Source organism: Metapseudomonas phytobenefica (genome assembly GCF_043392685.1).
Lineage (GTDB): Bacteria > Pseudomonadota > Gammaproteobacteria > Pseudomonadales > Pseudomonadaceae > Metapseudomonas.
The window spans coordinates 1-1407 of record NZ_JBHZGM010000075.1 but is presented as its reverse complement, the minus strand read 5'-3'; the positions used below and the strand labels follow the sequence as shown (position 1 = coordinate 1407).

At 67.2% G+C, this 1407-nt stretch carries 1 protein-coding gene; it reads right to left on the bottom strand.

Annotation, left to right across the window (positions count from 1 at the left end; translation table 11 throughout):
• The coding region (hutU, locus tag ACFW0B_RS25775) for a urocanate hydratase (protein WP_449151792.1) at nucleotides 1–1407 on the bottom strand (1407 nt) is incomplete at both ends.

Here is a 1407-nt window from a genome sequence, read left to right as displayed (position 1 = left end):
GGCGTTGAGCAGCGGCCAGTCGGAAACGGCATCGGAACCGTCGGCCATGGCTTCGGTTTCGCGGTTCGGGCTGGAGACCGAGCCGGAGTCCAGGTGGTCGCGGCCGATGACGATCGGCGCGGACAGTTCGCCGCTGCGGACCATTTCGTTGAAGGCCAGGCCGAGCTTGGCGCGCAGACCCAGGCCGACCCAGCAGATACGCGCCGGCAGGCCCTGGAAGCTGATGCGCTCGCGGGCCATGTCCAGCCAGCGGTGCAGGTGGGCGTCGTCCGGGATCAGTTCCTTGACCTTGGCGTCGGTCTTGTAGATGTCCTGCGGGTCACCCGACAGTGCGGCCCAGCGGAACGGGCCAATGCCGCGGCAGAACAGCGGACGGATGTAGGCCGGCACGAAGCCGGGGAAGTCGAAGGCGTTGGCCACGCCTTCTTCCTTGGCCATCTGGCGGATGTTGTTGCCGTAGTCGAAGGTCGGGATGCCCTGCTTCTGGAAGTCCAGCATGGCCTGCACGTGCACGGCCATGGACTGCTTGGCGGCCTTGACCACGGCAGCCGGCTCGGTCTGTGCGCGGTCGCGGTACTGTTCCCAGGTCCAGCCGATCGGCAGGTAGCCGTTCAGCGGGTCGTGGGCGCTGGTCTGGTCGGTGACCATGTCCGGGCGTACGCCACGGCGCACCAGCTCCGGCAGGATTTCGGCGGCGTTACCCAGCAGGGCGATGGAGATCGCCTTGCCTTCGGCGGTGTACCGGGCGATGCGCGCCAGGGCGTCATCCAGGTCGGTGGCCTGCTCGTCGACGTAGCGGGTCTGCAGGCGGAAGTCGATGCGGCTCTGCTGGCATTCGATGTTCAGCGAGCAGGCGCCGGCCAGGGTCGCGGCCAGCGGCTGGGCGCCGCCCATGCCACCGAGGCCGGCGGTGAGCACCCAGCGGCCGGTCAGGTTGCCGTTGTAGTGCTGGCGACCGGCCTCGACGAAGGTTTCATAGGTGCCCTGGACGATGCCCTGGCTGCCGATGTAGATCCAGCTGCCGGCGGTCATCTGGCCGTACATGGCCAGGCCCTTGGCGTCCAGCTCGTTGAAGTGTTCCCAGGTGGCCCAGTGCGGCACCAGGTTGGAGTTGGCGATCAGCACGCGCGGGGCGTTGGCGTGGGTCTTGAACACGCCGACCGGCTTGCCGGACTGCACCAGCAGGGTTTCGTCTTCGTTCAGTTCCTTCAGGGTCTCGACGATCTTGTCGTAGCACTCCCAGTTGCGCGCCGCGCGACCGATGCCGCCGTAGACCACCAGTTCCTTCGGGTTCTCCGCCACCTCGGGGTCGAGGTTGTTCATCAGCATGCGCAGCGGCGCTTCGGTCAGCCAGCTCTTGGCGTTCAGCTTGTTGCCACGCGGGGCGCGGATTTCGGTGTCACGGAA